At 42.3% G+C, this 23,496-nt stretch carries 25 protein-coding genes; 13 read left to right on the forward strand and 12 right to left on the reverse strand.

Translation table 11 applies throughout. The features are described 5' to 3' along the window. Positions 1–12: 12 nt before the first annotated feature. The 6 genes from gatB (at position 13) to ACQCN2_RS17865 (ending at position 6,094) form a co-directional block, all read left to right on the forward strand. Positions 13–1,449 carry an Asp-tRNA(Asn)/Glu-tRNA(Gln) amidotransferase subunit GatB gene (gene gatB / locus ACQCN2_RS17840; protein ID WP_426930293.1) on the forward strand — a complete coding sequence of 479 codons (1,437 nt, stop codon included), beginning with the start codon at positions 13–15 and terminating at the stop codon, positions 1,447–1,449. Between the two features lie 274 nt (positions 1,450–1,723). Beyond that, positions 1,724–2,077 (forward strand): hypothetical protein, encoded by a 354-nt coding sequence (locus ACQCN2_RS17845; protein WP_426930294.1) that lies wholly within the window; start codon positions 1,724–1,726, stop codon positions 2,075–2,077. A gap of 285 nt (positions 2,078–2,362) precedes the next feature. After that, positions 2,363–3,136, forward strand: a complete 774-nt coding sequence (locus tag ACQCN2_RS17850; protein WP_426930295.1) for a sirohydrochlorin chelatase — start codon at positions 2,363–2,365, stop codon at positions 3,134–3,136. 98 nt (positions 3,137–3,234) lie between these two features. Then, positions 3,235–3,960, forward strand: a complete 726-nt coding sequence (locus ACQCN2_RS17855) for an ABC transporter ATP-binding protein (RefSeq protein ID WP_426930296.1) — start codon at positions 3,235–3,237, stop codon at positions 3,958–3,960. 1 nt (position 3,961) lies between these two features. Beyond that, entirely contained in the window at positions 3,962–5,143 is a 1,182-nt protein-coding gene (locus ACQCN2_RS17860) for an ABC transporter permease (protein WP_426930297.1), read from the forward strand. A 45-nt stretch (positions 5,144–5,188) separates the two neighbouring features. Then, complete coding sequence (locus ACQCN2_RS17865) at positions 5,189–6,094, forward strand: DMT family transporter (protein ID WP_426930298.1); 906 nt, start codon at positions 5,189–5,191, stop codon at positions 6,092–6,094. A gap of 78 nt (positions 6,095–6,172) precedes the next feature. Here the strand turns inward: ACQCN2_RS17865 and ACQCN2_RS17870 are convergent, their stop codons facing one another. Then, positions 6,173–7,138: an ROK family glucokinase gene (locus ACQCN2_RS17870; protein ID WP_426930299.1), complete on the reverse strand. Its 966-nt coding sequence runs from the start codon at positions 7,136–7,138 to the stop codon at positions 6,173–6,175. 195 nt (positions 7,139–7,333) lie between these two features. On the opposite strand from ACQCN2_RS17870, the gene ACQCN2_RS17875 reads away from it, so the two are divergent. After that, the gene (locus ACQCN2_RS17875; protein WP_426930300.1) at positions 7,334–8,230 is read left to right on the forward strand and encodes a diacylglycerol kinase; all 897 of its coding nucleotides are present in this window, start codon (positions 7,334–7,336) and stop codon (positions 8,228–8,230) included. Between the two features lie 65 nt (positions 8,231–8,295). Further along, a complete protein-coding gene (gene rlmD / locus ACQCN2_RS17880; protein WP_426930301.1) occupies positions 8,296–9,798 on the forward strand; it encodes a 23S rRNA (uracil(1939)-C(5))-methyltransferase RlmD in 1,503 nt (500 codons plus the stop codon). A gap of 105 nt (positions 9,799–9,903) precedes the next feature. Here rlmD and ACQCN2_RS17885 read toward each other — a convergent pair whose 3' ends face one another. The 7 genes from ACQCN2_RS17885 to ACQCN2_RS17915 all read right to left on the reverse strand — a co-directional run bounded on the left by ACQCN2_RS17885 (position 9,904) and on the right by ACQCN2_RS17915 (position 13,935). Continuing rightward, positions 9,904–10,200, reverse strand: a complete 297-nt coding sequence (locus ACQCN2_RS17885) for a hypothetical protein (RefSeq protein WP_426930302.1) — start codon at positions 10,198–10,200, stop codon at positions 9,904–9,906. A 178-nt stretch (positions 10,201–10,378) separates the two neighbouring features. Continuing rightward, on the reverse strand, positions 10,379–10,654 hold the full coding sequence (locus ACQCN2_RS17890; protein ID WP_426930303.1) for a hypothetical protein: 276 nt from the start codon (positions 10,652–10,654) through the stop codon (positions 10,379–10,381). Between the two features lie 122 nt (positions 10,655–10,776). Further along, entirely contained in the window at positions 10,777–11,199 is a 423-nt protein-coding gene (locus ACQCN2_RS17895; RefSeq protein WP_426930304.1) for a hypothetical protein, read from the reverse strand. After that, positions 11,196–11,495 carry a hypothetical protein gene (locus tag ACQCN2_RS17900; protein WP_426930305.1) on the reverse strand — a complete coding sequence of 100 codons (300 nt, stop codon included), beginning with the start codon at positions 11,493–11,495 and terminating at the stop codon, positions 11,196–11,198. The genes ACQCN2_RS17895 and ACQCN2_RS17900 overlap by 4 nt, the downstream gene beginning before the upstream one ends. Beyond that, positions 11,485–12,627 (reverse strand): tyrosine-type recombinase/integrase, encoded by a 1,143-nt coding sequence (locus ACQCN2_RS17905; RefSeq protein WP_426930306.1) that lies wholly within the window; start codon positions 12,625–12,627, stop codon positions 11,485–11,487. Before ACQCN2_RS17905 ends, ACQCN2_RS17900 begins: the two co-directional genes overlap by 11 nt. Positions 12,628–12,639: 12 nt before the next feature. Continuing rightward, on the reverse strand, positions 12,640–12,840 hold the full coding sequence (locus tag ACQCN2_RS17910) for a DNA-binding protein (protein ID WP_426930307.1): 201 nt from the start codon (positions 12,838–12,840) through the stop codon (positions 12,640–12,642). Positions 12,841–12,867: 27 nt separating this feature from the next. Continuing rightward, on the reverse strand, positions 12,868–13,935 hold the full coding sequence (locus ACQCN2_RS17915; protein WP_426930308.1) for a replication initiation factor: 1,068 nt from the start codon (positions 13,933–13,935) through the stop codon (positions 12,868–12,870). 530 nt (positions 13,936–14,465) lie between these two features. On the opposite strand from ACQCN2_RS17915, the gene ACQCN2_RS17920 reads away from it, so the two are divergent. Next, a complete protein-coding gene (locus ACQCN2_RS17920) occupies positions 14,466–15,215 on the forward strand; it encodes a S24 family peptidase (RefSeq protein WP_426930309.1) in 750 nt (249 codons plus the stop codon). 190 nt (positions 15,216–15,405) lie between these two features. Beyond that, a complete protein-coding gene (locus ACQCN2_RS17925; protein WP_426930310.1) occupies positions 15,406–16,578 on the forward strand; it encodes a hypothetical protein in 1,173 nt (390 codons plus the stop codon). 432 nt (positions 16,579–17,010) lie between these two features. Here ACQCN2_RS17925 and ACQCN2_RS17930 read toward each other — a convergent pair whose 3' ends face one another. The 3 genes from ACQCN2_RS17930 to ACQCN2_RS17940 all read right to left on the reverse strand — a co-directional run bounded on the left by ACQCN2_RS17930 (position 17,011) and on the right by ACQCN2_RS17940 (position 18,238). Further along, positions 17,011–17,289, reverse strand: a complete 279-nt coding sequence (locus ACQCN2_RS17930; protein ID WP_426930311.1) for a GNAT family N-acetyltransferase — start codon at positions 17,287–17,289, stop codon at positions 17,011–17,013. Between the two features lie 15 nt (positions 17,290–17,304). Then, entirely contained in the window at positions 17,305–17,538 is a 234-nt protein-coding gene (locus tag ACQCN2_RS17935) for a (4Fe-4S)-binding protein (protein ID WP_426930312.1), read from the reverse strand. 304 nt (positions 17,539–17,842) lie between these two features. Beyond that, positions 17,843–18,238: a VOC family protein gene (locus ACQCN2_RS17940; protein ID WP_426930313.1), complete on the reverse strand. Its 396-nt coding sequence runs from the start codon at positions 18,236–18,238 to the stop codon at positions 17,843–17,845. A gap of 288 nt (positions 18,239–18,526) precedes the next feature. Here ACQCN2_RS17940 and ACQCN2_RS17945 point away from each other — a divergent pair, with 288 nt between their 5' ends. After that, positions 18,527–19,096 carry an SF0329 family protein gene (locus ACQCN2_RS17945; RefSeq protein ID WP_426930314.1) on the forward strand — a complete coding sequence of 190 codons (570 nt, stop codon included), beginning with the start codon at positions 18,527–18,529 and terminating at the stop codon, positions 19,094–19,096. 173 nt (positions 19,097–19,269) lie between these two features. Here ACQCN2_RS17945 and ACQCN2_RS17950 read toward each other — a convergent pair whose 3' ends face one another. After that, positions 19,270–20,385: a DUF2515 family protein gene (locus tag ACQCN2_RS17950; protein ID WP_426930487.1), complete on the reverse strand. Its 1,116-nt coding sequence runs from the start codon at positions 20,383–20,385 to the stop codon at positions 19,270–19,272. Between the two features lie 49 nt (positions 20,386–20,434). Between ACQCN2_RS17950 and shc the strand changes: the two genes are divergently transcribed. Continuing rightward, positions 20,435–22,348 (forward strand): squalene--hopene cyclase, encoded by a 1,914-nt coding sequence (shc, locus tag ACQCN2_RS17955; protein ID WP_426930488.1) that lies wholly within the window; start codon positions 20,435–20,437, stop codon positions 22,346–22,348. Positions 22,349–22,559: 211 nt separating this feature from the next. Beyond that, complete coding sequence (locus ACQCN2_RS17960; protein WP_426930315.1) at positions 22,560–23,462, forward strand: glycerol kinase; 903 nt, start codon at positions 22,560–22,562, stop codon at positions 23,460–23,462. Positions 23,463–23,496: the final 34 nt, after the last annotated feature.

A 23,496-nucleotide genomic window follows, 5' to 3' on the forward strand; every position in this document is an offset into this window, starting at 1 on the left:
GGGGGGACAATCATGACGAAGTTCGAAACAGTAATTGGCTTGGAGGTTCATGCCGAGCTATCCACCAACAGTAAAATCTTCTGCGGATGTCCTACTGAATTCGGAGCACCGCCGAATACACATACATGCCCAATTTGCCTGGGTCATCCCGGCGTTTTGCCAGTGTTAAACAAACAGGCTGTTGAGTTTGCCATGAAGGCGTCGCTTGCCTTGAACTGCCAGATTAACCAAGAAACCAAGTTTGACCGAAAAAACTATTTCTACCCGGACTCGCCAAAAGCGTACCAAATCTCTCAGTACGACCAACCGATCGGCATCAACGGCTGGATTGATATTGAAGTGAATGGCGAGAAAAAACGCATCCGCATTAACCGTCTGCACTTGGAAGAGGATGCGGGTAAACTGACTCATTCCGATTACGGTGGTGGAACGCTGGTTGACTACAACCGTGTAGGTGTGCCGCTCGTCGAGATCGTGTCAGAAGCGGATTTGCGCTCTCCTGAGGAAGCCAAAGCGTATCTGGAGAAGCTTAAAGCGATCCTTCAATACACAGAAGTATCCGATGTGAAAATGGAGCAGGGCTCCCTTCGCTGCGATGCCAACGTCTCCATCCGTCCGTTCGGTCAAGAAGAGTTCGGTACCAAAACCGAGCTGAAAAACATGAACTCCTTCCGCAACGTCCAATTGGGATTGGAGTACGAAGTTGAGCGTCAACGCCAGGTTGTGCTTACAGGCGGCAAAATTACGCAAGAAACACGCCGTTGGGATGATGCGGGACGCAAAACCATCGTGATGCGTTCCAAAGAAGAAGCCCACGACTATCGTTACTTCCCAGATCCGGATTTGGTGAGTTTGCAGATTTCCGATGCGTGGATGGAGCATGTGAAGGCAACGATTCCGGAATTGCCGGATGCACGCCAAGCGCGCTATATCGAGCAGTACGGATTGTCCAGCGTAGATGCTGGCGTCATCACCAACTCCAAGGAATCCGCTGATTTCTTCGACCAGGCCGTTGCGACGGGCGCTGATCCGAAGCTTGTGGCCAACTGGTTGATGGGTGAGCTGTTTGGCTATTTGAATGCCAATGCGCTTGAGTTGAAAGAAGTGAAGTTGACACCGCAAGGCCTAGGCGAGATGGTGAAGCTGATCGAGAAGGGCACAATCTCTACTAAAATCGCGAAGACCGTCTTCAAGGAAATGGTGGAAACAGGTAAAGAGCCAGCCACAATCGTTGAAGAAAAAGGCCTTGTCCAAATCAGCGATGAAGGCGAACTGAAACGTATGGTAGAGGAAGTATTGGCGGCGAATCCGCAAGTAATCGACGACTACCGCGCTGGTAACGAACGGGCTGTAGGGTTCCTTGTCGGTCAAATGATGAAACTAACCAAAGGAAAAGCAAACCCGGGATTGGTAAACAAGCTGTTGCTTGAGGCGATTGAAAAGCTGTAGAGCCGTAGAGCCGTAGAGTGTATAGCTTTAAATCTGCTAGCACATCAGGACTAGCTAATGAAGAGGCGCTTCCGAATTTAGTCGGGGGCGCTTTTTCACATTAGATCACTCGAAGCTTTTACGACGGTAATAACGGTCATCGCCAAATATCCCGAATCCATTTCCCCGACTGCTGGCTATTGTCAGTTATACCGGTCATTCCAATTATAATTGTGATAAAAGGCTAACTGCCCTATAATGATAGTGGAAATAGTATTAAAGGGGCGTTGTTCTTATGAAAATACTCTCAGTCGTAGGCGATAGTCTTCCCGCAGGCAAGGGTGGGTCGCCATCTGATACGTTCGACCACTCGACGGTCACCTACCAGGTAGGCAAAGATACCAAGACACTTACTGTAACGTATGTCCGCTATTTTGCCACTGTACTTGCCGAAAAAGGCATGTACGATCAAGAAAAAGAGGGCGTTCCAGTCAACAAATTAGCGGGGCTGCTCTTCCTGGAAAAGTTCCCGAACGCAAAAGAAAGCCGTCACTACTTCAATGACGAAAAGGATTTCCTTCCTTTGTTCGAAGGTTTCTCATTAGCCAAGTTCCAAGAGAAGTATTCCAACGTTACACTTGTATCTTAATGCATTAGTTCCTAAGCCTTTGGTGTCGATCTATGTGCGATGTCAGGGGCTTTTTATTATTTAGAAATGTTTAATTGCTTTACAGAGGTAAAGTGATTAAACATTTCCTCCATTCGCGTAAGCTCACCAAGAAAAGACTTCGTCACTCGACGCTCATTTTAAGCGAAACCCAGCGCAGGGAACGTAGGAAGGAAAAGATCTTTTCTTACATTTTGTGATTGGATAATCGATTGTCATTATTATAAAATAAGAATACTTAAAGCTGACACGAAACGAGGAACAAGCATGGAAAGAACCGGGATTTTGATCATCGGACATGGTTCAAGCAAATCCTATTGGGTCCACATGGTGGATGAAGCTGTTCGGATGTTGCGAGCAGATGTGCCAATCGTCCCCTGCTTTTTGGAGATTGTGGAGGGGCGTCTGATTGAAGATGGCATTCGGGCACTGGAGAGCCAAGGTGTGGAACGCATCATTGCCATTCCGCTGTTTGTGGCGTCAGGAAGCATGCACATAGATGAGATCGGGATGATGCTCGGGGTGATCCCTCCTGATCAAGTGCACACGGATGAACTTATAGAACCCATACAGACTCAAGCCAAGATCGTTTATTGCGCGCCAATGGATGACCACCCGCTGATCGTGGATATTTTGGAAGAGCGGATTCGTGAGCTATCCATTGACCCGCGTGAAGAAGTGCTGTTACTGGTAGGACACGGGGCGGACGAAGGCAAATACCATGCAAGTTGGGAAAAGGTACTGCAAAGACTCACCACCAACTTGCGTGAACGATGTGGATTCAAAGGGGCAACCTACGGGACTTTGCATCCAAACAATTTGCGCAGACGTGCCGAAGCTGTTTCAAGCAAGAATCGGACGATTGTCATTCCGCTGTTTTTAAGTGAAGGATACTTTACTGACAAAGTAATCCCTTCTGCTCTTGAAGGCTTGTCTTATCTCTACAACGGTAAAACTTATTTGCCGCACGCCAATGTATCCCGCTGGCTGCAGGCTGGCATTGATCGTGAACTAAACAAGCTCCATCTCAAAACGGTGTAATCCCAAAACCCGCTCAGCCATAGCATTTGCTTCGGTTGGGAGGGTTTTTTGCTCTTGCGGGGCATACCTAGATTGGATGATAGGCAAGGAGGTTCGACATGATTGAACTGCAATCTGTTACCAAACGGTTTGGAAATTTTACGGGCGTAGATCGGTTATCCTTTCAGGTGCGACCCGGCGAAGTAGTAGGCTTACTTGGTGAGAACGGAGCCGGTAAGACCACAACGATGCGGATGATGGCCACTCTGCTTAAGCCAACAGAGGGTGAAATTTATGTGAACGGCTACTCTGTACGAAAAGACTCCATGCAGGTACGCAATCAGATCGGGCTCTTGTTCGGCGGTGATGTGGGATTGTACGCCAGACTGACGGCTCGCGAGAATATTGAATACTTTGGCCGACTCTATGGGTTGGACAGAGCAGAGGTAGCCAAGCGAATCCAACATCTGAGTGAAACGCTCGGGATGGAGGAGTTTCTGGAACGGCGGGTTGCCGCCTTTTCCCGGGGAATGAAGCAGAAGGTGGCGATTGCTCGCGCGTTAGTGTATGATCCACAGGTTATTTTACTGGATGAACCGACGACGGGGCTTGATGTGACGGCTGCCCACGTGTTTCATCAGCTGATTACCAGCCTGCGTGCCGAGGACAAAACCATTCTCTTCTCCAGCCACAATCTAGGTGAAGTGGAGAAGCTGTGTAATCGCGTGGTGATCCTGCATAATGGAAAATCGTGCTTTGAAGGGACCGTTCCCTCGTTGCGTGAAACCTATCAGATGACTGACCTTGAGGAGATCTTCATGAGAATCGTGGGAGGAGGCAACTGATATGAACCGTTCGATCTGGATCGTCTTTCGCAAAGAATTCACAGACCTGCTGCGTGATCGCAAGACGTGGGTCGGTGCGTTTGCCATCCCAATTATCTTGATTCCGCTTGTCTTTTTCCTGTTGGGATCCGCCATCAGCGGCGTAGAGCAGGATGCCAGGACATACATACCCATTGTCATCAAAGGTGAATTGAATCAACCATTGGCGCAAAACATACTCTCCACACCGGGAGTCAAGCTATTGAATTCATCCAACCCGGCTCAGTCCCTGCAAACTTCTAAGATTCGCCTGATTATCGAGCTGCCAAACGGTTTGGAAAAGCAGCTGTCCTTGGGCCAACATGTCACGATCCCGATCTGGTACGATCCCTCCAATCAGAAGTCAACTATCGCTCGTGAGACCATAGAGAAAGTAATCCAAGATTATGAGCAAAAAGTCGTGGCAAAAAGGCTGGAAGCGGTTGGCCTATCGACGCAATCCATCCATCCGATTGAGCTTCATGTGACGAGTGTGGCAAGCAAGGAGAGGATGTCAGGAAGCATGCTGGCAACGATCATTCCGTTGATGCTCATGCTCTCGTTGGCGTCAGGCGGGATACCAGCGGCAACCGATCTCATTGCTGGGGAGAAAGAAAGAGGGACCCTGGAAGCTTTAATCAGCTCGCCTGTTTCCGGAAGTAGTGTTTTGATTGCCAAACTTCTGACTACCATGATCATGGGGATGGTAAGCGCGACAGCCTCGCTGATCAGCTTGTCGATCATTTATACCGTAGCTCCGATCGGTACAGAAGAAGCGGGGGTTTCGCTAGGCTTTTTCAATCCGTTATCCGTACTGGTGCTTCTCCTGATGATCTTGTTATTAGCCGCCATGTTTGCGGGGGTGGAGTTAGCGGTTAGCGCCAGCGCCAAGACATTCAAGGAGGCCCAAACCTATTTGGCTCCCATTGCGATACTGGCCGTCGTTCCCTCCTACATGCTCATGCCGCTTAATCCAGCGGATATCCCGCTCTACTATCATTTTCTGCCGCTTTTTAACGGGGCCGCTGTGTTTAAAGAGATTTTTTACGGAGATTTACAGTGGCTGCATGTCCTTGGGGCCATCGGATCTTCCTTGTGTTATGTAGGGATTGCCATCTGGTTGGCCGCGTACTTTTTCAGGCAGGAGCGTTTGCTGATTCGATAATCATGTATAATGAAAGTACAATCCTTGGTAAAGGTGTGTTAGAACGTGAATCGGTTTTATGTCGGGGTATTATACATCGTCTTATCTGCGGCAGCATTCGGGTTTATGCCTATTTTCGCCATTTACGCCTATCATGGCGGCTTCACTGTCATGACGCTGCTCGCCCTTCGTTTTCTAATGGCAGCGGTGCTGTTTTTTCTAGTTATCGGAGTAACCAAGCCACAATGGAAACTGAGCGCCAGACAACTTCTTTCACTCTTGCTGATGGGGTCTGTGGTGTATGCGGCGCAGTCTTTTACATACTTCTCGGCAGTAAAATTCATTCCCGCATCACTCGCAGCGTTATTGCTTTACACGTTTCCGATCTACGTGACCATATTAGCTTATTTTGTTGAAAAAGAACCGCTCTCCAAGGAAACTGTGCTCGCTATACTATTGTCGTTGGGCGGATTGGTGATGATTCTGGGAACGTCATTCGGGCAAGTGAACCTGACAGGAGTGCTGTTGGCGCTAACGGCCGCCATCATTTACGCGCTGTATATACTTGCAGGAAATAGGCTGGTGAAAAATATCCCTCCTGTGATTGCTACCGCGTTTATATGTCTCGGTGCGTCTGTCTCCTTTTTTATTGTCGGAGCATTTACAGGACAGTTGCAGTTTAACATCCTACCTCAAGGCTGGTGGGCGTTAATCGGTATCGTCATGATCTCAACCGTTGTGTCGATTTTCACTTTTTTCAAAGGGCTGGAGTTAATTGGATCAACCAAGTCCTCGATTCTCAGCACAGTTGAGCCGTTCGTAACCGTCCTGTTGTCGACACTGCTATTGCATGAGCATTTAACCTGGCTGCAACTAATCGGCGGAATCACCGTTCTAGCCGGGGCGATGCTGGTTGTAACCTCTCGCTCCAAACAGCAGGCGGTTTCGAAAGAAGTGCAAAATGGAGCCTAACCTCTAAAAGAGTGATAGAACGAAAAAAGCCGGATTGCTCCGGCTTTTCAACTTTATTCGGGTATAACTGCCACCGAGTCACACCTGATCGTTGTAGACAAGCCACGCGGCACCAATAACACCGGCGTCATTGCCTGTCGTTGCGGGAAGAATCTCGCATGCGTCATAGCAAATTGGCAAGGTAAATTGTTTAAATGACGCTCTCACGCGATCAAACAGGAAATCACCCGCCGCAGAAACTCCACCGCCAATGACGATTTTGGCGGGGTTCAAGATGGTGGCGAGATGGGAAAGCCCAAGTCCCAGATAATACGCCGCCTGATCCACGATGGCAAGCGCCGCCTCGTCCCCTGCAATCGCTGCGTCAAATACATCCTTCGCATTCACTTTCCCTTGACTGCTCAAGCGCTCCGCCAAAAACGGACTGGTTTGCTCCTGTGCGGCACGATTGCCTTCACGTTTAATGGCCGTTGCAGAGGTGTAGGTTTCGAGACAGCCGGTTTTGCCACAATTGCATTGCGGCCCCCCACTCGGAACGATTGAGATGTGCCCGATCTCTCCGCCAGCACCCGTCACACCTTGAATCACTTGACCGCCGACGATCACTCCACCGCCTACCCCCGTACCAAGCGTAATGGCAACAAGGTCATTTGCGCCTTTACCAGATCCTTGCCACATCTCGCCAAGAGCTGCGTTGTTGGCGTCATTGCCGATAAAGACAGGGACATTGGCCAGTTTTTGCAGGCTGTCTCGAAGCGGTACGTTTTTGCAATGGAGGTTGACAGCTTCCAGAATGACTCCGGTTTTTTCATCGACAAATCCAGGCACACCTACACCAATGCCAAGCAGCTTGGTTTTATCCAGTTTGATTTCACCAATCAGGTTTAGTACGGTATGATGAATGGTAGAAATGATGGTATCTATTCCTTCTTGAACCGGAGTTGGTACTTGCGTCTTGCCCAACATGGCGCCTGTCGTATCGAACAAAGCTACTTTAATAGCAGTTCCACCTAAATCGACACCAGCGATAATGGCAGTATCCACATGGTTCACCCCTAACCTATATAAAAAGAATCTCAAGTTTATCTTACCATTGACCAACACCTCAATATTACAGGAATATGAGCGAATCCTTAACGAAATCGAACGATTATCGCATAGCAATTCCCAAAATCGGCTATACAGGATATGATGGTAAGAAGATGCTACGGAAATGCTTGGACGGAAGAAGGGAAATGTGTGAAAACCAAAAGAACACGGCTAATCTACAACCCCAGCTCTGGGAGGGAGGGGATTCGTCGACAATTGCCCCACATTCTAGAGATTCTAGAGGAAGCCGGTTATGAAACATCTTGTTACGCAACCAAGGGAGCGGGTGACGCTACACGGGAGGCTGAAGAAGCGGTCAAACGCGGATTCGACGTCATCATCGCAGCTGGAGGCGACGGTACCATCTATGAAGTGGTCAACGGCATCGGAGAGAAAAACAACCGTCCAGCACTCGGGATTATTCCAGCGGGAACGACCAATGATTTTGCGAGAGCGCTTGGTATCCCCAAATCAGTCAGTTTATCAGCGAAGGTTATCGCCAATGGACGAAGTAAGCCGATTGATCTAGGGCGTATCAATAATCGCTATTTTATCAATATCGCTGGAGGAGGCTCACTCACCGAGCTGACCTACGAAGTACCCAGCAAGCTCAAAACCGTGATTGGACAGCTCGCCTATTACGTCAAAGGTATGGAAAAGCTTCCATTCATCCACCCGACACACGTCCGAATCGAGACCAAAAATCAGGTCATCGTGGATGATGAAATCATGATGTTCCTTATCGCTAACAGCCGTTCGGTAGGTGGTTTTGAACGCCTGGCCCCGCACGCCGATTTATCAGACGGCAAATTCGACTGCCTCGTCGTGAAAAAGATGAGCCTGCCCGAATTCATTCGCTTATCCACTTATGCAGTCAAAGGTGATCATTTGAAGGACCCCAACATCATATATTTTCAAACCGATTATCTCAAAGCAACTTCACAGGGCAAGAACCCAATTCAACTGAATCTGGACGGCGAACTGGGCGGACAGCTGCCGTGCGAGTGCGTTGCTTTGCGGAACCATCTGCAAGTATTTGTTCCATAAATATAAACAGACAGAAGACCCCATGACAGATCACATATTGTAGAAGCAAAGGAGTCCAACCCCACGTGTCAAAAGAAGCCAAACCGAAGAACAATCGACGGAAAAATAACCATAGCACTCGTTCAGCCAGCAACCAAACGAATCGGCAAACCAGCCAGCCAGCTAGTCAAAAAAGAAATCGCAGCGCAAGTGAACGTAACTACCCCGTACAAAACGGACAGGTCCTTAATCTTGAGATTCACGGGCTGAATCATGAAGGCGCGGGAGTAGGACGGCATGAAGGGTATACTTTATTCGTGCAAGGTGCACTTCCGGGTGAGATTGTGCGAGTGCAAGTCGAGCATACTAAGAAGACGTACGGGTTTGCTAAACTGCTTGAGGTAATGCAGCCAAGCGAAGCTCGTTTAGTGCCGCCTTGTCCGTTGTTTGACGAGTGCGGTGGATGCTCGTTGCAGCATATCCACTATAGCGAACAGCTTGTCCATAAACGTCAAATCGTCATCGATAATCTCAAGCGAATTGGAAATTTTGATCTCGAAGGACAGGGAATTGTCGTTCATCCTACGCTGGGAATGGCAGAACCTTGGCGCTATCGCAACAAGGCGCAAGTTCCGATTGGAGAAGAAGAAGGCGGACTGATCGGTGGCTTCTACGCCGAGAAGTCTCACCGCATCATCGACATGGACGAGTGCTTAATCCAGCATCAGGCCAACGACGAGGTAGTTCGAATCGTCAAGCAAGTAGCCAACCAGCTAGGTATTCAAGCGTACAACGAAGCCACGCATACCGGACTTCTGCGCCACGTGGTCTCTCGCGTCGGAGCCAATACAGGTGAAATCATGGTCGTGCTGATCACCACTGAGGCATTTATTCCAGGCCTAGACCAGCTAATCGAAACTATTCGCACGCGAATTCCGCAAGTCAAAAGCCTTGTGCAAAACATTAACGACAAACGAACTAACGTCATTTTTGGCGATACGACGTTTACCCTCTGGGGCAGTGATGTCATTTACGATACGATTGGCCCTGTACGATTCGCCATTTCCGCAAGATCGTTCTATCAGGTGAACCCGACACAGACAGAGGTACTCTATAACAAGACGCTGGAGTACGCTGGACTTCACGGAGAAGAAATTGTAATCGACGCATACTGTGGAATCGGAACCATTTCGTTGTTCCTAGCCCAAAAAGCAAAGCGCGTCTACGGAGTCGAGATCGTTCCCGAAGCGATCGCCGATGCCAACCGGAATGCCGAACTGAATGGTATTACCAATGTGACTTTTGCAGTAGGGGCTGCTGAGGAAGTGATTCCAGCGTGGAAAGAGCAAGGGATTCGTCCGGATGTGCTGGTGGTTGACCCGCCGCGAAAAGGCTGCGACGAAGCTTTGCTCACGACCATTTTGCAGATGAAGCCGGAGCGGGTGGTTTATGTGTCATGTAATCCGTCGACGTTGGCGCGGGATTTGAAAGTTCTAAATGAATTGTATGAGTTGAGAGAGGTTCAGCCGGTGGATATGTTCCCGCATACGGGGCATGTGGAGTCAGTTGCCTTGTTGAATCTTAAATAAATGAGAAAAACCCTTGGGAATCAAGGGTTTTTGCTTTTGTAGGAATACCTATAGAGGACTAATGACCACAATTTGACCACAAACAGTAATTTATTGATAGGCAGTTCAACATTCATCATGTTTGATTTCATGGTAGTCTTTACAAACCGAGCACCATTTCATCCCGTGTTCATCTAACATGTGTTTCTGTTTTATTGCCATAAGCAAAAGTTCCTTATCAGTCCAGTTCCTAACCTTCATAGGATTTACATCTTCAGGGAGACCATTTTTAGGGAAGCCATTAGCATGAAGTAATTCAGCAATAGCATAGTAATCTGAATTAACATCATAGGGGAGATTTAACAGTCTAAGCAATCTAATTTGAGATTGAGTTGGCTGAAATACTTTTTTACTCCTGCTCATGTAATTTTACTACTCCCTTTATTTTATAATAGGCTAGCCTTTGGCAGCGTACACGCTGCCATCGTGCTAGCCCCATAAGCCCATTTAAGCGCTTAGTTAGAGCGCCTGGGATACCTTTCTGTTACCCCTACCACTTACCTTTAACACATAGAGAATAGACTTGATTTTAAGACATACTTTAGATTAATTTTGTTAGTTCTACTCTTCCAGTTCTATTAGTATCTAAAAATCTTATCAATCCCCAAACTGGATTGCCTATCTCATCTTTTAGAAAGCTAATTAGGACTCCCATTCTCCGAGCTTTTTTTGCTTTACTTCTAGGATTGGTTTGGTAAGTTGATCCCAGAACAAGATTTGTTTCATCAACTTTTTCCTTGTTTACGTATAACTCAATCTGACATTCGATGATGTTACCATTTTCATCAGTCTTGTATTTTGTATTATAGAATTTCAATTGAATCACCTTCTGAATTAATTTGTTTAAATGTTAACTCAAGATAATAATGTACAAGGCTTTGCTTTTGAGGATTTGTCATGAATTAATCCTTCTTTGTAGGTCGAACAGATTACCCTAAACTAAAAACCAAAATCTAAATCATCTTCCTTTTGGTCGATTAATCCTTCCTGTTCAGCTTCAACAACAATATTAGAATTTAAAGCGTGCTCTATGAATTTCTTTACTATTTCAATGTTTCGTTCTTCATCATCATATGGTGCTGCCCAACTAATAGCATTTCCAATGGAGTCTAAAATGGCTAACAGGTATTTTTGAAAAAGGTTATAATCTGCATTCAAATCATGCTTGTAATCGATAGAGTCTATTAAATGAACGATAGTTGCTAACCTTATGTCTGAATTCCAAAACTTCTTCTCATTACCCTGTATAATTAAAGATAGATTAACTCCATCCTCATCACCTGAACATGAAGCTTGAAACGGCTTATTAATATCAAATCCAAATTCAGATATTTTTGAAATGAATTTTGTTTTATTGTTCATACTGGTATCTCCATCCCATCACGTATATAATCCAAATACTCCCATTCAGCACTGTCTAAATCTAGCGTTTCGAGAATGTTATGTCTTTCGTCATAAAAACAAATAGGTGAATCTAACAATTCTTTATGTTGTAGAAGGCATTCTTTAGCTCTGCGATGTATTTCTATATCAGTTACATTTGTAAAATCAAATCCTACAACAAAATCGTGATACGCAAATAATAGTGGTTCAAGATCGCCTTCAAAATTTAGGTCATCCATAGTTTCAAAGAAAATTGCTTGTTCCTTAGTCATCATCTTTCAAACCCTCCATTTTCATTGCTTGTTCAAATTTTCTTGCTGCACCGATTTGCATATCAGGAGTAACGTGACTATATACATTCAAGGTCATAGCTGAATTGGAGTGCCCAAGACGCTCAGAGACTATTTTTATATGCTCACCAATCTTTAATAGAATTGTTGCGTGCGTATGCCTCTGGTCATGGAATCGTATCAGCGGAACTCCCGCACTTCTGATGGTCTGCCGGAAATGTCCAGTCAAACTACGTGGATGAATAGGAAGCCCAATCTCATTAGTTGCAATTAAATCATAGTCTTGATAAATATTAACTAATTCCTGCTTATGCCTTTCCTGTTCTTGATAATGTAGTTTTAGTTCCGAAATAACTGTTTCAGGAATAGAGATCAAGCGATTAGACCGGCTAGTTTTTGGTTCCAAAAAATCAAATTTACCCTTGGAGTAATAAAGAGTATTACGAACACTAATTTTTCCTTGGGTTAGGTCACAGTCTTTCCAACGTAAAGCAAGAATCTCTCCTTTTCGCAAACCAGTATAGAGTGCAAGTAGGTAAATTATGTAGTAGGTCTTGTTTGTATTACCTGCGGTTTCAAGAAATTTCACAGCTTCTTCAATCGTCCATGTTTTTTGTTCTTTTCGTTTAATTCTAGGAGGAACAGCAAATTCAACTACGTTTTTTTGAATGTTCTGTAATCTTACCTGATGTTTGAAAAAGCTTTTAATGATTGAGTGTAAATACCTGATATACTCAGGTGACAATCCCTCATCAGTAAGTGACATGTAAAAGGATTGAATATGTTCCGTTTGAATTTCTTTCAATTTGAACCTTCCTAAAGCTGGGATAATTCGCTTTAGAATTGCTTTGGAGTAGTTATCAAAAGTTGAAACTCGCAACGATGGCTTCAAGGTAGTTTCAAGCCACGTAACGATAGCTTCTTGAAGAGTTTTCTTACTTGGTTCAAAATAATCTCCCTTGCTTAATTGGGTGATCATTTCAGCGCAGGATTGTTCTGCTGCTTTCTTTGTTTTAAATCCGCTTTTTGTTTTTTGATGCCTTGAACCATCGGGTTTTCGTCCAATATCAACAGTAAATGACCACGTAGAGCCACGTTTACGGAAATATCCCTTCATCCAGAATCTCTCCTAGACGTATTGTTCGTTTAGCCATTTGAAAAAGGCATCACGAGCGACACGTTTGCAACGTCCGATACGGATTAATGGAAAGCCTGTTTTTTCCATGATTTCATAGGCGATTCTTGTTGAAACGCCAATAATTTCAGCCAGATGTTGAGCATTTAAAACTAACGGATATTCTTCCATGGCAAATATTTTTTTAGGTACCATTGCATTTCCCCCTGAATCTGTTTTAAGCTAATCAGTAAGTAAGTATTTTTTTCTTCTACGTTCTTTCTCATCTTGGAAAGACGTATTTTTTTTATTTAGGCCGATCTCTGCCCAGGACTTGAATAGTCTAGTAGTATCGTCAATTGAATCATGATTCCCAACCGCAGCAATGGAGAGTAAAATTCCTGCTCCTTGGTCAAGAAGTTGTTTCATATTACCTTGCTTTACTAATTCTCTTGTAAGTGGTGAGGCTTCATAATCTAAATCAGCTTGTTGTATGATTCGCCATTTCCTTTTTAGTTTCCACCGAGAAACATTATCCTTAGAAGGCTGCCTGATCGTAAGCCATTCTTGGGTTAAATACGCCCATAAACCACTCTCCTTTGCCAATAGTTCTTCAATCGTGTTTATAGAAAACTCTTTTAACACCTCCCTTCGTAGTTGAAACTCAACTCGCCAAACATCTTTATCATCCTTCCAACCATGATCACGCCAAATTTGTTTGAACCAGTCTTTACCGGATTTCTGAATCTCCAGAGTCTTGTTATAAATTCGGGCTAGTAAGGGGCCACCAATACCTACTCGGAATCCGGAGAATTTTCTTCCCCGAGAATATTCCCCACTAACAAAGCAATCTTCTTTTTTCCTAGCTCTGGTTATCACTCCTTTTGAATCTATCTGTTTAAAAGTAACTAAATCACTATCAGCGCAAATATCAATCCGAGAAATCTGATTATAATAATATGAGTCGGTTAATGAACGGAACCAATTTGTGAAGTGCTTATAAGCGCCTTCTAATCCGTAAGACCATATATACCCTGAGAGGAAATGGACGAACACAGGAGGATTTGTTTTTGATTCCTTATCCATGAAAAAAATGATAAAGTCATCACAGGACAGTCGATATGGATAAAGACGTTTTCCAGTCCGGTGTACCGTAAGTGAGACATTATTGATAAAGTGGTTTTTTTCAATGCCCGATTCTTGGGCTTCCTCCTTTAGTTTTTTTAAAACATCTAGGTGAGGGCGTAGATTCGATTCGTAGTTTTCGATTTTTAATCCAAATTCGATAGTGTCAAAACCCTTTAAAATCAAGGCATCTACCTCCGTCAGCTTGTAATTAGAGCCTAGCATGTTATATGGGTTGCTAGGCTTCCCGATGGTACGCCATAGTCTTGACATGGAGCCTCTGCAAGTGTGCAGGACAAGGCTTAGCGGTCAGGCTAGAAGCGTGCCTGTCCGCTAAACCAGCCTGGCACATCTCGCCACTCCATATCAAGACCAAGCCAGTATTCCGCTGCGCTCCATACTGGTAGGCTGCGCTCACTTCATGGCTTGCCGAGCTTCGCCAATAAGTCCTAAAAGCTTTTTTTCAATACTAATTTGTATAGCTCTAGTTTTTGCTTGCATCTGGAGATATTTTTCAATCTCAATAACTAATTTACTAGAGGATTTTATTTTCAAATAATCACCCTACCTTAAATGTTACAATGTTGTAATCGTATGTTACTAAAAAATCACTTTAAAATTATGGTATACTCTGTTTATGTTTTTGTCAACAATGATGATTAAAAAGTAACATTAAATTCAACACACATACGAAAAATAAAGAGAGGAAGATAATAATGGGATATTATGAGACTCTCATTGAGATGGTAGATAAATCTGGACTAACTTTACAAGAGATAGCGGATAAGTGCCAAGCCGAGTATGGGGTCAAAATTAATAGATCATATATCAGTAAACTTCAGACTAAAAGACAAGCCCCTGCATCCGATGAAGTAAATGTAGCGATTGCTAAAGTTTGTGGAGGTGAAGTTGAGAGATTTCGTTACGAGGGGTATATTGAAAAAGCTCCTGAGTATATTAAAGAATTAATTCAAGAAATGAAGTTTACAATAAAGGGCATGACCCTCTCAATGCTTGGCAGTATTTTGACAGACGAACAATTAAGTTTAGTAGAAAAAGATTTAAATACAAAATCTGAAATTGAGTTAGTTAGAAACACCAAAAATTATCTTAATAAATTACCAAACATAAAGGCTGACTATTACCAAGTAGCAAAAGAAGAACAAGATGGAAAGTACGTTTATAAAATAACGGGATTGCTAGGGGCAAGAATGAACGACGACTCAATGGAGCCTAGAATAAAAAAGGGTACTCTACTACATATCGATAAACCAGAAGATATAAAAAGTGGAGATACAGTCGTTGTGAAAAAATTTTCGGAAGAAAAGTTCTTAGTAAGAAAGTATGTTGTCCTATCAAATACTACTGCTCTTATAAGTGAAAATCCCATATATGAGCCAATTGAATTTGATAACAATGAGTATGAAATTCTTGGTAAAGTAAAATCCATTACTGTTGAAATTTAATTCATTTGTCTTTTGTATTAACCACCTAAGGGCGTGGGCTTCGCCCCACGCCCTTTTGGTGCGTTGCGCCGCTTTACTTCGCAAGGTTCCGACAAGTACCTGCTGATAGAGACTCGTTTTCACTGTGATGTTTCCAATGATGGAGAAAATGTAACGTAAACGGCGAAAGCCTTGTTGAAGGGGGATTCAGATGATCAATATTTATGCAGAAATTTCAAAAGAGATAGCTAAGCAAGTGAATGAGAATATTCATTCTATACTTGAAATGTTCATAGATTACTGTGAAACATCTGGGTTCGAGGTATTTTTGCAGGGAATTTTCCCGCCATTTTTAATTAGAGAAGATCTGGAAAAATGTAGCCGCGTAATTTATGAATTACAAGAATTTACAATGGATAAGTATGAACGCGAATTATACCCGCTTCATGAATATGCTCTTTTTTCACTTCTTGGTTGGTGGAAGGAAGTATCAGATGAATATGATGAAATTGAATTTGATAGTATTGATGAAAAGTTAATTCGGACAGAGGACGATGAATATATAGCCCGAAATATAAATGACATGTATATGTATAGAACATTACTGTTTCAAGATAACGATTTTTTGCAAATACCAAAATTAATCAGTATTTATAGAAAATCTCCTGAATTTGTTCAAGAATTCCTACATATTAACTTAGATAATTACACTGATTTAATGCCTAATGACATAAGAGAAGACTACATATCCTCTAAAAAAACGCTAAACAATCAGGAAATTAGCGATGAACAATTGATAGTATCTTTGTTACACTCAGCAACGAAAAGATTGCAACATAATCCTATAAAGCTTATGAGGACTTCCGAAACAGAACTGAGTGATTATATATGTAATTTTCTTTGGATGAACCTAGAGGAAAGAGGTCTGCACATTTCCAGAGAAATGCCAGGTGGGTTTGCAAAAAAAGTAATAGGAGAAATAGATTTTTTTATTTATCGGAATGATAAAAGTTTATATAATCCTATAGCAGTTGGGGAAAATAAAGAGTGGGGAAATTTTACAGATCAGTTAAAACAGTTGCTTGGTTATATGACAGAAAACGTTTCTTTTGGTTTCACAATAATTTTCAATAAGTCGGTAACATTGTCGACAGTACTCAAAAATAGAATAAAACAATTGGAAGATTTCTATATAGAAGTTAATGGCATCAAATACTTTGAAACATTAAGTGTCAATCCAGTTGAGGGGATGAAATATGTCTTAGTTACAGAACATAAAAACCCCGAAGATAGTGATACCTTTAGAATGTATCATTTGATTGTAAATGCTAACTTAAATGTTCGTGAAGAGGCTGCTAGACAGGCTCGGATGAAAAAATCCTAAAGACCTAAAGATTGACCACATTTTTGACCACACAATAAAAATCTTTATGATAAGCGTTGATCATCCTGATTACCCAAAGCGCTGAGAATCATCACTTAAATTAATTGGGAGATAAGGGATTCGTCCACTTTCTAAACAATCACGAAACGGGGCATGTTGAGTGTGTAGTGTCAACACAGCTAATCGATAAATAAAGAGACATCTAAATAGTTTATATGAAACAAAAGCCTAAACCTCATCTGATGAATGGATTGGGCTTTTGTTTATATCGAGTCAAGTTTGCTTTTGCTGTCAATTGACCCTATCGGAACAACGATGAATAAATTTAATAGGTCTAGCAGGCTACAGAAACATGACCTTTTTACAATCTGTCGCATCAAAAAAGGCAAGTCCATAAGTAACTGAACCTGCCTTTTCTTCTGTAAATATGGATTAATATTTCACATCCGCGTATTCTGGTCTTATCTCCAATTGTCTCTTAGCAAAAGGACAAAGCCCGAGTAGTCTGATCTTATACTGCCGCGCATAATCAACGACTTTAGACATTAGCTCCTCAGCTAATCCTTGTCCGCGATAATGATCATCCACATAGGTGTGATCTATAATATAGAGAGTTTCACTGGTAACGCTATATGTCATTTCGGCCACCAGCTTTCCGTCCTTTTCAATATAAAATTGATGTCCATCCGCATTATGTTGAACCTTATTCATTTATTTCACTCCTTATTAGTCTTGTTTGTCAGAAGGCTTTGATGTCAGCTTGTAGGTCAGTGCTCCACTTGGACAAGTGTCGATATGGGCAGCGATCTTGTCCGCAGTTGATCCTGTAGCATTAACCCATGGTCGCCTGCTCAGATCAAATACCTCGGGCATCCCTTTCACACAAACGCCGGAATGAATGCATTTCTCCGAATCAAAATAAATTTCGATGTCTTCACCTTTGTACACTTTCTTATTCATGTTGAACACACCTCTCCATTATGAAAATACGGAACTTTCTGCTCGTTAAAGGTAATGATTAATGTAGTTAAACGGTAGTTACTGGTAAAGTATAGATTTAGAAATTAATCTTGTCTATAATCTCATTAACTCTCTGCGTCGGTTTGGACGTATGTTGGGTACTCCGTATCACCTCAGCACATGTAGAGTGCTGTGTGTTACAAAGCATACTAGTCTTTACCAAATGAAAGAGAGTACCGCTTTTGAAGTACTCTCTTTCTTCAATCATAGGATCACGATTTGTAGTTAATATTTTAAAAGGATTCTATTTAGCGTTCACATCTGGCTGATGAATACCAAAAATATTGCCTTCGGTATCCATATAATATCCTTGCCACGCCATTCCAGGCAGAGCATACTTTGGAAGGGCGACCTTGCCTCCATTTTTTAGAATTTTTTCTTCAGTTGAATCGTAATCTTCCACTCCCATTGTACAGGCATAACCATTCACAGCCTGGCCAGGTTCTGGGGAAGCGCCTTGACGTTGCATCAAAGCTCCGTTAATTCCAGGCTCGTTTGCATCGCCAGTCACAGCCCCAAAATAAGGCATTCCAGCATATTCACTCCAATCTTCAAATGCCCACCCAAATACCTCTCCATAAAACGTTTTAGCACGCCCCATGTCATCTACATGAATTTCGAAATGAACTAATCTTCCCATGATACCCTCCTGATTTCTTTATTCCTTAATTTGTTATTGTGTATTCTACTTATCGTTTTGATACTCCTTCATGACAATTTTACTTATGCTACACACGTGTAGTGTTGCTCACTGTTGGTCAGGAAAGACTAATGATTGAGGTGTATTGGCGACCTTTTTCAAAAATTGTTGACCTCTCCCCACAGCGATAGAGTTTTTTTTAGCGAAAATACACTCGGAGAATTGTATTATGGGTAATAGTACAACTCCCATAATAGGTATTTATCATATAGAACATTGGAGGATTACATGGCCTGGAGCAAATTGAGACAACAACTAGAGAGTTTTCTCTGTCCTGCGTTATATGGAAGGGTCGAATACCGTGCAACCGGCTACCGTTATTTACCTGATAAAGCAGGACTTTGTTATATTGCGGTAGATAAAAAGAACATACTCAATATGAGTGATAAAACTACCTTAATCAGATGGTATCTGACGGAGCTGGAAATTAAGAATGATTCAGCTATCCAAATTCCTATCCATGATGAGGAAATTGAAGCGATCAGAAAAGACACCAAGGGAACAGTTCCGGAGGATCGTCTAAAAGTAATTGCAAGAAGTAGAAAAATATCAGAATATGCAAAGGAGCTTTTGTCAGCACAATCATCATTAAGTAAATCAAATTTTATAGTTGTTGCTAATAAGTTTTTATCCAGTCCTATAGAGGAAAGCATGGAGAGCAATGATATCTTATTGAATATTCTAGCTTTGGTGGACAGACGAGTTGGAAAAAAGCGGATTTTAAACATGACCGAGAAGATGAAATTAAAGCATCCAATTGTGCAATATTTTTATGAACTACGGCTTAGTACGTTATAAAAATAACTCATTCACCTCCAATCGAGAGGTTTTTCATCTGAAATTGTGTTTGCTGACAGATTAGTTTCGGTGAATTGAAAGAGTTAATTCAACAGGGAAACGATGCAGAGGTAGCACAATTAAGAAAATATTAGTGACCAACAGACAAGTCATGTGGAATGTACAGTGTTTCTTTATTGCAAAAAATGAATCGTTTTATTGGCAAGAGCGGCAACCTCGAGCCGCTCCAATGTTTTACAGTATTCATTCTTAATCTCTCCTTCTATCATTTCTAGGTCTTCCTCTAAATAATCCACTACGTTTATATCTTGTAACCAATCCCCAGGTTCTGCTTCCGGCTGGCTGATATTTTTCCAGGCATACTCCAGTTTTGGGCTGTAAATTCTCATCGCTCCCTTGCGAAGCAGGCAAGATTTTAACTTTAATGGATTGGTAATTCCCGGCGTACCTTCATTTACATCATTGAATAAATGCGGCCAGTAATCCTTCCTTGATCCAGTATGTGGATGACATTTCGCCCAATCCAGTGCCTGTCTATTAAATTCCTTATTCTTAAACAAAATGGTATATAGCCTTTTTCCAAGTAAAATTCTCTCATGGAGAGATTGGAATTGGTGAACTGTCTGCCCCTTTAAATTCTCACCTTCCGAAGGAAAAAGAATTTGATTAAATGACAACCAACTCTGAAGGTGAAATTCAGTTTTGTTTAATACTTCTTTTAGATAATGGGGATTTTGAATGACCCTTTGTTCCAAGTAGCTTTGTTCATTGATAACTAACGCTATACAATGAATATACGTATCTTGGACTCTCCAAAAATAGTTCCAAATCGTTTCCATAAAAAAAGAAATATTCAGTTGAGGCAGTAGATAAAACATTGGTCTATTTTGCTTTAAACTCTCATCGTAAAGCAGGAATTGCGGGTATGCATCTTGGAAAATCAGCCAATTGCTGCGTTCTAAAAAATGAAAAAATGATTCCTGCACCTTTTTTGAGAGCAGTTTGGTTAGAAACTCTCCCTTGAGATCGGTCATATTCCATCCGCCGTTCCGTGATACCATATGGGCTAAAAATGCCCAGTGGATTTCAGGATGCCGGAGATAAAACTCGAGATAGGCTTTTGTTCTAGTCACATTATTTAGGTTGTGTTCCTGTGTTATCCATCTAATTTTGTTCAAAAGATTTTTCTCTGAAAGAGTTAACTCATTGGAGAGGGCAGGGAAGTGTTTCTTTCTTTTCTTTAATTCCTCGCGAATCGTTTCAAGTGGTGTTTTTTGGCGATTTCCTATAAAAAAGATAGGAATTCCCTCCCTTATGAATTCTCTATCGTTGAGCCGAATATGTTTAGCGTACAGATGCTTTTGCGGGAGGAAGGAGTGCTGGGGAACGATGGATACTGTGAAAGGGATAAGATGGATAATTGAAACACTTCGAAAAGATCAATCTCCCGATGGGTCATGGGCCTATCCGTTTGATACGGGTATTACTACCGATGCCTATATGATTATTTTATTAAGGACTTTAGAAATTAATGATGAGGATTTAATTGCAGGGCTTTGCCAAAGGATTTTAAGTAAACAGCAGAAAAATGGAGCATGGAAGCTTTTTTATGATGAAGGAGAAGGAAACATTACCGCAACTTTAGATGCCTATTATGCACTGATTTTTTCAGGATTGTACCGTGAAGAAGACGAGCGTCTTCGCGCCGCCAAAAAGTTTATTCTCACAAACGGCGGTTTATCGGAAGTGAGCATGTTAACGAAAATAATGCTGGCACTGACCGGACAATATAAATGGCCATCCTTTACCCCCTTGCCAATTCAAATCATTTTGCTTCCGAACGACTTCCCAATCAATTTCTTTTCTTTATCTGTTTTCGGAAGATCCAATCTGACCCCGATTATGATACTAGCTGATAAAAAGTTCTCCATTAAAACAGCAAATGCTCCTGACCTGTCAGATTTGAAATTGATAAGGGATGATGAGGACGAGTGGATTCGCTCAAGTGAATGGCGCTCGCTGCTCTCCTTTATTCAGGACGGAGTCAAAAGATTGCTGGGCATCCCGAGGGAACTTCATCGGTTAGCCCTTGAGCGTGCGGAAAAATATATGTTGGAACATCTGGAACGGGATGGAACTTTTTATAGTTATTTTAGCAGTACCTTTTTGATGATTTTTGCCCTGCTTTCGTTAGGGTATAAAAAAACTGATCCGGTCATTACCAAAGCCATCCATGGGATTAGGGCAATGAAATGCGAAATAAATGGCTACCCACATATGCAATACACCACGGCTAATGTGTGGAATACCTCGCTAATAGGTTATACACTTCAGGCAGCAGGAATTTCGCACGAAAACCCGATGGTGACAAAGGCAAACAAGTATTTGCTGAGCCGCCAACATGACCGCTTTGGCGACTGGGCCGTGCACAATCCGAGCAGCTTGCCGGGCGGATGGGGTTTTTCTGATGTGAATACTATGAATCCAGACGTAGATGACACGACTGCCTCGTTAAGGTCCATATCCAGAATTTCGTCGCAGAAGCGGACTGCCTGGGAAAGAGGTATCCGCTGGTTTTTGACGATGCAAAACGATAATGGCGGTTGGCCTGCTTTTGAAAAGAATACCGATTCCAAGCTATTAGAATTCCTTCCGATTGAAAAGGGGCAGTTTCTGCTGATGGATCCCTCTTGTGCGGATTTGACCGGAAGAACGCTTGAATTTTTAGGGAATTATACGAACATTCCTACCAGCCATTCCGTTATCCAGAATGCTGTAAATTGGCTGTTAAAAAATCAGCAGAAGAATGGGGCGTGGTACGGGCGTTGGGGGATTTGTTATATTTACGGCACATGGGGTGCGATTACAGGTTTGAAAGCAGTGGGCATATCGAAAAGCCATCCAAGCATTCAAAAGGCGGAGGCATGGCTGAGAAGTTTCCAGAATTCGGACGGCGGGTGGGGCGAATCGTGCCAAAGTGACATTAAAAATACCTACGTTCCATTAAAGACGAGCACGCTGACGGATACGGCTTGGGCGTTGGATGCCTTGATAACAATTGCTGACCGACCGACTACACCCATCCAAAAAGGAATAACCTATTTGCTGGATTCCCTTGAAAAAGAGGATTGGACCACTGACTATCCAAAAGGTCAAGGTATGGGAGGAGCTTTTTATATCCATTATCATAGTTATCGGTATATATTTCCCCTGCTTGCTTTAGCGCATTATCGAAAGAAGTTTGAATATTGAAACGAGCATTGGCGAAAGCACTTCGTACATGTTCACACTGATTACTCGAGTCATGTTGAGAGTGTGGTTATTAGCGAAGAAATAGCGAGAGAAAGTTTTTTGTATATAAGCAAATCTCAAAATAACCTACTGAATAGTGGGTTATTTTGATTTTAATTGGAGGGAATAGTAGAAAATTGTCGAAAGGATGTTTTAGAAAGGAAGGAAAAATATGACTGTTAATAACCAATTAAAATACATATCAACAACAAGTTTATCTAAGTTAATTGAAGTTCCTACCAGTGAACTTTTTTCCTATCTAGTTCAGCTGGGGTGGATTGAAAGAAAAGATGAACACTGGAAGTTAACTGAGCTTGGTATTGAAAAGGGTGGTCAAATAAAATCGGATTCTCTTCGGGGATCTTGGATAGCGTGGCCTGAAAGCATTAAAGATGATTTAGACTTAGTTAAGAGAATGAAAAATAAGGATGTGAAGATGCTGAATACAACCTCATTAAGTGAGGTATTCAGTGTATCTAGAAATCGATTAAATCCTATCCTGTCTGAGCTAGGTTGGGTAGAGAGAGAACGTAAAGGGTGGGTATTAACAAAGCTCGGAAAGAGTTTAGGTGGTAAGCAACTAGAGTATGAAAAAACAGGCATTCCGTTTGTAGCTTGGCCTGAAGGTATTATAGAAAACAAGCGTTTAAAAGAAACGTTCAAGGTAATTAGCGGCGATTCATCTCAAGAAAAGGATGAGCCAAATTCAAATTCGGTTGGGTTTAGAGAAAAATTTGAAGCGAAGCTAAGAACAGCAGATGGGCATTATGTTCGTTCAAAAGCTGAAATGCTCATTGATAACTGGCTGTACATGTCAGAAATAGTACATGCCTACGAACGTAAACTGCCTATTGAAGAGGAAGTATATTGTGACTTCTATCTACCAGTCGGTAAAGTATACATTGAATACTGGGGTTATGAGAACGATGAAAAATATAATGAGAGAAAAACAAGAAAGCTAGAAATCTACCAAAAATATGATTTTAAGCTAATAGAACTAAATGATGCAGATATTATGAATTTAGACGATACCTTACCAAAAAAATTATTGAAGTTTGGAATACAGACTTTCTGATAGGTTTAACAAACTATGACTTTTACATGATAGG

The sequence above is a fragment of the Brevibacillus ginsengisoli genome (assembly GCF_050113715.1).
Lineage (GTDB): Bacteria > Bacillota > Bacilli > Brevibacillales > Brevibacillaceae > Brevibacillus_H > Brevibacillus_H ginsengisoli.

Coding starts and splice junctions, on each gene's coding strand:
- ACQCN2_RS17895 (WP_426930304.1), bottom strand. CDS start 11,199: ATGAACAATAAAACAAAATTCATTTCAAAAATATCTGAATTTGGATTT.
- ACQCN2_RS17855 (WP_426930296.1), top strand. CDS start 3,235: ATGATTGAACTGCAATCTGTTACCAAACGGTTTGGAAATTTTACGGGC.
- ACQCN2_RS17935 (WP_426930312.1), bottom strand. CDS start 17,538: ATGAATAAGAAAGTGTACAAAGGTGAAGACATCGAAATTTATTTTGAT.
- ACQCN2_RS17945 (WP_426930314.1), top strand. CDS start 18,527: ATGGCCTGGAGCAAATTGAGACAACAACTAGAGAGTTTTCTCTGTCCT.
- ACQCN2_RS17850 (WP_426930295.1), top strand. CDS start 2,363: ATGGAAAGAACCGGGATTTTGATCATCGGACATGGTTCAAGCAAATCC.
- ACQCN2_RS17925 (WP_426930310.1), top strand. CDS start 15,406: ATGATCAATATTTATGCAGAAATTTCAAAAGAGATAGCTAAGCAAGTG.
- ACQCN2_RS17845 (WP_426930294.1), top strand. CDS start 1,724: ATGAAAATACTCTCAGTCGTAGGCGATAGTCTTCCCGCAGGCAAGGGT.
- ACQCN2_RS17930 (WP_426930311.1), bottom strand. CDS start 17,289: ATGAATAAGGTTCAACATAATGCGGATGGACATCAATTTTATATTGAA.
- ACQCN2_RS17910 (WP_426930307.1), bottom strand. CDS start 12,840: ATGGTACCTAAAAAAATATTTGCCATGGAAGAATATCCGTTAGTTTTA.
- ACQCN2_RS17960 (WP_426930315.1), top strand. CDS start 22,560: ATGACTGTTAATAACCAATTAAAATACATATCAACAACAAGTTTATCT.
- ACQCN2_RS17905 (WP_426930306.1), bottom strand. CDS start 12,627: ATGAAGGGATATTTCCGTAAACGTGGCTCTACGTGGTCATTTACTGTT.
- ACQCN2_RS17940 (WP_426930313.1), bottom strand. CDS start 18,238: ATGGGAAGATTAGTTCATTTCGAAATTCATGTAGATGACATGGGGCGT.
- ACQCN2_RS17920 (WP_426930309.1), top strand. CDS start 14,466: ATGGGATATTATGAGACTCTCATTGAGATGGTAGATAAATCTGGACTA.
- ACQCN2_RS17885 (WP_426930302.1), bottom strand. CDS start 10,200: ATGAGCAGGAGTAAAAAAGTATTTCAGCCAACTCAATCTCAAATTAGA.
- gatB (WP_426930293.1), top strand. CDS start 13: ATGACGAAGTTCGAAACAGTAATTGGCTTGGAGGTTCATGCCGAGCTA.
- ACQCN2_RS17860 (WP_426930297.1), top strand. CDS start 3,962: ATGAACCGTTCGATCTGGATCGTCTTTCGCAAAGAATTCACAGACCTG.
- ACQCN2_RS17900 (WP_426930305.1), bottom strand. CDS start 11,495: ATGATGACTAAGGAACAAGCAATTTTCTTTGAAACTATGGATGACCTA.